General features: G+C 59.7%; 4 protein-coding genes. 3 read left to right on the forward strand and 1 reads right to left on the reverse strand.

The annotated features are described in order from the left end of the window. Positions 1 to 75 precede the first annotated feature (75 nt). Both AC4FAH_RS13040 and AC4FAH_RS13045 read left to right on the forward strand, forming a co-directional pair. Complete coding sequence (locus AC4FAH_RS13040) at positions 76 to 1872, forward strand: NAD(P)-binding domain-containing protein (RefSeq protein ID WP_490246170.1); 1797 nt, start codon at positions 76 to 78, stop codon at positions 1870 to 1872. Between the two features lie 84 nt (positions 1873 to 1956). Continuing rightward, positions 1957 to 2733, forward strand: coding sequence for an SDR family NAD(P)-dependent oxidoreductase (locus AC4FAH_RS13045; RefSeq protein ID WP_043336843.1), 777 nt, complete (start codon positions 1957 to 1959; stop codon positions 2731 to 2733). Between the two features lie 263 nt (positions 2734 to 2996). Here AC4FAH_RS13045 and AC4FAH_RS13050 read toward each other — a convergent pair whose 3' ends face one another. Next, complete coding sequence (locus AC4FAH_RS13050; RefSeq protein ID WP_024952471.1) at positions 2997 to 4037, reverse strand: SDR family oxidoreductase; 1041 nt, start codon at positions 4035 to 4037, stop codon at positions 2997 to 2999. A 147-nt stretch (positions 4038 to 4184) separates the two neighbouring features. On the opposite strand from AC4FAH_RS13050, the gene AC4FAH_RS13055 reads away from it, so the two are divergent. Further along, positions 4185 to 4958 (forward strand): LysR family transcriptional regulator, encoded by a 774-nt coding sequence (locus AC4FAH_RS13055; protein WP_347422039.1) that lies wholly within the window; start codon positions 4185 to 4187, stop codon positions 4956 to 4958. The last annotated feature ends 277 nt before the right edge of the window (positions 4959 to 5235 follow it).

Here is a 5235-nt window from a genome sequence, read left to right on the forward strand (position 1 = left end):
ATGACGAAGCTGGCATGCTTGATGCCTTGGATGGAAGGCGTGACTACAACATCCAACAACACGCGGAGAGACGCCATGACCGCACGCACGCCAACTCAGATCGCTCAGCAATGGCTCGATGATTTCGAGTCCTCCCTGACTCAGCGCGATATCGCCCGGGTTCTCTCGTTGTTTGGCGAGGAATGCTACTGGCGCGATTTGATCGCCTTCACCTGGAATCTCAAGACGTCGGAGGGCAAGGACGAGATCCAGTCGATGCTCGCGGCGACCCTCGAGCATGTCGCTCCCTCTCGCTGGCAACTGGATGGCGAGGCCAGTGAGGCCGGCGGCATCGTCGAGGCCTGGTTCACCTTCGAGACCGCCGATGCACGCGGCAAGGGCTTGTTGCGCCTGAAGGAAGGGCGCTGCTGGACGCTGTTGACCGCCATGCGCGAACTCAAGGAATTTCCCGAGCCGCTGGGCATGCAGCGCCCCAAGGGCGCCGAGCATGGTGCCAACAAGCAGCGTGAGACCTGGCTTGAGTCGCGTCAGCGCGAAGAGGCCGAGCTGGGCTACGAGCGCCAGCCGTATTGCGTGATCATCGGTGGCGGTCAGGGCGGCATCGGGCTGGCCGCAAGGCTCAGACAGATGGATGTGCCGACCATCGTGATCGACAAGAATCCGCGTGCGGGCGATGCCTGGCGCAATCGCTACAAGTCCCTGTGTCTGCATGATCCGGTGTGGTACGACCACATGCCCTACATCCCCTTCCCGGCAAACTGGCCGGTGTTCGCGCCCAAGGACAAGGTCGCGGACTGGCTGGAGATGTACACCAAGATCATGGAGCTCAATTACTGGAGCTCCACGGCCTGTGAGAGTGCGCACTTCGATGAGGCGAGCGGCGAGTGGGTGGTCGAGGTGGTACGCGACGGCAAGCCCGTGACCTTGCGGCCCAAGCAACTGGTGCTGGCCACGGGCATGTCGGGCATGCCCAATGTGCCGCACTTTCCGGGGGCCGAAACCTTCGAAGGTGAGCAGCAACACTCCAGCCAGCACCCGGGGCCGGATGCCTATCGTGGCAAGAAGGTGGTCGTGGTGGGCGCCAACAATTCCGCTCACGATATCTGCGCCGCGCTGTGGGAGCACGACGCGGATGTGACCATGCTGCAGCGCTCCTCCACGCATGTGGTGAAGTCCAACTCGCTGATGGAAGAGGCGCTGGGGCCGCTCTATTCCGAGCAGGCGGTGCAAAACGGCATCGATCACCACAAGGCGGACCTGATCTTTGCCTCGATTCCCTACCGGATACTGCCTGACTTCCAGCGCCCGATCTTCGAGGCGATCCGCAAGCGCGACGCCGACTACTACCGTCGGCTGGAGGCGGCAGGCTTCCTGCTCGATTTCGGCGATGACGACTCGGGCCTGTTCCTGAAATACCTGCGCCGCGGCTCCGGCTACTACATCGATGTGGGCGCCTGTGATCTGGTCGCCAATGGTGACATCAAGCTGCGCAGTGGCGTCGGCATCGAGCGCATCAATCCGCGCTCGGTCATCTTGACCGATGGCTCGGAATTGCCCGCTGATCTGATCGTCTATGCCACCGGCTACGGCTCGATGAATGGCTGGGCGGCACGCATCATCTCGCAGGACGTCGCCGACAAGGTCGGAAAATGCTGGGGCATGGGCTCCGATACGCTCAAGGACCCCGGGCCCTGGGAGGGCGAGCTGCGCAACATGTGGAAGCCGACCCAGCAGCAGGCGTTATGGTTCCACGGCGGCAACTTGCACCAATCCCGTCACTATTCCCAGTATCTGGCGCTGCAGCTCAAGGCGCGGCTCGAGGGTATCCCGACGCCGGTCTACGGCCTTCAGGAAGTCCACCACCTGAGCTGAGGCCAGTGGCGCTGGACCGTGTGCCAGCGTCATGGCAGCAGCGCAGCATTTGCAGATTTCAGTGAGAGATTCAGGAGACGACTCATGCAACTGAACGACAAGATTGCACTGGTGACAGGGGGTGGGCGCGGTATTGGCCAGGGGATCGCGCTGGCATTGGCCAAGGCGGGCGCGGATGTCGTGGTGGCGGATCTGGACCTCGCCATCGCCCGCGAGACGGCGGCAAAAGTGGAGGCACTGGGTAGACGGTGTCTGGCGCTACAGGTCGATGTCGCGGATGCGGCGTCCGTGCGGCGCTTGATTGAAGAGGCAGAGGTCGGACTCGGCCCGCTCGATATCGCCGTCAACAATGCCGGCATCATCGGCATCCATTCCATCGATGCGCTGACGGTGGAGGAGTGGGACCGCGTCATGAACGTCAATGCGCGAGGTACCTTCTTGTGTACTCAGGCCGAGGTCGCCGTGATGCGCTCACGCCGCGTCGGGCGGATCATCAACGTGGCCTCGATGGCCGGCAAGGTCGGCTTTCCTGATCTGTCGCACTACTGTGCCTCGAAGTTCGCGGTCATCGGCTTTACCAATGCCGTCGCCAAGGAAGTGGCAGCGGAAGGCATCACCGTCAACGCGATCTGCCCGGGCGTGGTGGGCACCGGCATGTGGCGGGGCGAGAGTGGGCTCTCGGCACGCTGGAGTCAGGAAGGCGAAAGCGAGCCCGCTGCATGGGAGCGCCTGCAGAAGAGCCTGCTGCCCCAGGGAGTCGCCCAGACACCTGAGGACATGGGGCAGCTGGTGGTCTACCTCGCCCAGGCCGAACACGTGACAGGGCAGGCCATCGCCGTCGATGGTGGCTTCACGCTGTAAGCTAGCGCTGATCATGGTTCGATACATGATGACAGCACGAGACAGGCCACCTTCGCTAATGGAAGGCGGCCTGATTGTCGTGACGGCTCCTGACTTCTGTCACTTGAAGGCTTTATGACCCTCGCTCATGGGGCGGTCTACTCTGCAACCGCGTAGGCTCATGCGGTTATCTGTCAGCGTGTTAGTGCCCCCGTAGTACGTCATCGCTCAAGCACTTAGGGCGAATCGAGCAGGTGCGTACCAGAGGGTCGAGTGATCAAACGTCAAGGGATCAGGCGGCGTTCCTTCATGGCCTCAAGGTGCTGAATGAGACTCTGGGGTGAGTGGCGACACATTTCTGCAAAGCCGGCTTGGCGAGCCTTCGTCAAATCAAAGACAGCGTCCTCTTCGACATGGAAGATGAAATCTCCGAAGCCACCTTGGGCAATCTTGTCGATATCTGTCTCGGCAAGTCCTTGGCGCTCTGCAAGCGTCTTCCAAGTGCCTGACACGGCAGCGAGACGTGTCTCCAACGAAATAGGTTGAGGCTCGCCGGTCTCAAGCCCAAACCAGTTGGCGATCTCTGGCCAGACGTGGCGCCACCGAATCTGATCACCATTGGTGACGTTATAGGGCCCTTGCTGGTTCTCTGCGATGGCCCACAGGGCGGCTTTGCCCACCAGATCGGCATCGCAGATGTTCAGCAAGATATCGTAGGCACGCGCCGTACCGGGAAATTGCATGGCAACACCGAGCTCCCGGCAAAGCGTGCCATAGAGACCGATAAGGTTACCGAGGTTCATGGCTGAACCCAGGGAATGGCCTATCACGATGTCGGGACGCAATGCGGTCCAACGAATTCCCTTGCCTTCGAGTTCGCGAGCCAGATCTTCATGCTCGAAATACAGGTTGGGGGGGAAATGCCGGCTGTCCTCTTCTCGAGCCGGTGTTTTGTAGACCCCGAGGTGAGCACCGTAGACCTTCCCGCCCTGTACGAAGACCTGGTGCTCGATTGACGCTTGGGATTCTTCAAGCACCTGGAAGAGGTGCCGCATCATGTCGCCATTCTGTTGTGCTTCAGTGGCAGGGTCCGGATCCGGTTTCAAGGCGGCGTAAAATACGTGCGTCACGCTGCTCAGTACATCACTTGCATCTCGCAAAGAGGCAATATCCAAGAGATCGGCGCTGATGTGGTGTCCGCTTCCCGGACCCTCTGAGGAGCGAGAGAGTGTCGTGACTCGCCATCCTGCCTCTTCAAAGGCCAATGTTGCTGCACGGCCGATGACGCCACTGGCACCAGCGACTAATAGGTGATGTTGGCTCATGAGACTCTCCTGTCCTGTGGCGCATGATCATGGGAGGGGTCGCCCATGACGTCGGCCCTGACAGTGGCATTGTTTGTTTTGCTAATAAATGCTCGACTGATGAATTCATCCTTCACTATATGGTGAATAATGGATCGCTTGGCGTTAATGAAACTTTTTGTGGATATCTGTGAGCGTGGGTCAATGGCGGCGGTGGCCCGTCAGCGAGGCCAGTCCCCGTCATTGGTCACCCAAGCCTTACAGAAGCTTGAGCAGCAGGTCGGGGCCAAGCTTATCGTCAGAACAACGCGTGCCATGCATTTGACGGCGGAAGGCGAACAATTTCGAGACGACAGCGAAAGGATCCTGGCCGAGTATGACAAGGCTCTTGAGCGGATCTCGGGCACAGGGTCGCTGAGTGGCACCATCAGGCTGACGGCGACCAATGATTTTGGCCGCACGCGCCTACCACGGCTGATCGATCAGTTCCTGATACAGCACCCGGAAGTAAAATTTGAACTCGTGCTATCCGATGGAGTGTTGGACCTGGTCGATGAACGATTTGATCTGGCCATTCGTCATGGGCCGATGGCGGACTCAAGCTTGACGTCACGACGTCTCGTCAGTACCCATCGTGTTGTGTGTGCGGCACCTGCTTATTGGCAGGACGCAGGGCGCCCCCAACACCCATCAGAGCTGTCATCCCACCAGTGCATGGTGCTCGCTCGCCCAGGAGCGCCCCAGAACCATTGGGAGTTCCAGGAGGCAGGGCAGGTATTTTCCGTGACGGTGGCGGGGAACCGAATGGCCAGCGATGGTGGCGCGTTGCGCGAGTGGGCGATCGCAGGGGCTGGAGTGATATTTAAATCGATGGTGGATGTGGCAGAGGATATTGAGGTCGGACGACTGGAAGTTGTGCTGAATGACTATCAGGATTCCTGAAGTGAATCTGTACGCCGTGTTTCCGGAAGGCAGATATGCAAGTCGACGGATCAGTACCTTCATCGAATTTCTTCACGACAAGCTTGGCAGTGAGAGAGAGGCCTCACACTGCCAGAGTCGTGCATCCAGCTCTCGCGCTTGAGGGCTGCCGGGGAGTGGCAAGGGCAAAGAACGACCCACATCATGTCTATGGCAGGCTGGGCCTCGGATGGCCAATCCGGTTGTAGTGGTCAAGTGTTTTTGGCCACCGATCTTTGAGCATTCCAGTAGTTCTTTT

It is taken from the genome of Cobetia sp., from assembly GCF_983723665.1.

Bases quoted from the DNA above. Each gene is read 5' to 3' on its own strand.
- AC4FAH_RS13040 (WP_490246170.1), top strand. From the start codon at position 76: ATGACCGCACGCACGCCAACTCAGATCGCTCAGCAATGGCTCGATGAT.
- AC4FAH_RS13045 (WP_043336843.1), top strand. From the start codon at position 1,957: ATGCAACTGAACGACAAGATTGCACTGGTGACAGGGGGTGGGCGCGGT.
- AC4FAH_RS13050 (WP_024952471.1), bottom strand. From the start codon at position 4,037: ATGAGCCAACATCACCTATTAGTCGCTGGTGCCAGTGGCGTCATCGGC.
- AC4FAH_RS13055 (WP_347422039.1), top strand. From the start codon at position 4,185: ATGAAACTTTTTGTGGATATCTGTGAGCGTGGGTCAATGGCGGCGGTG.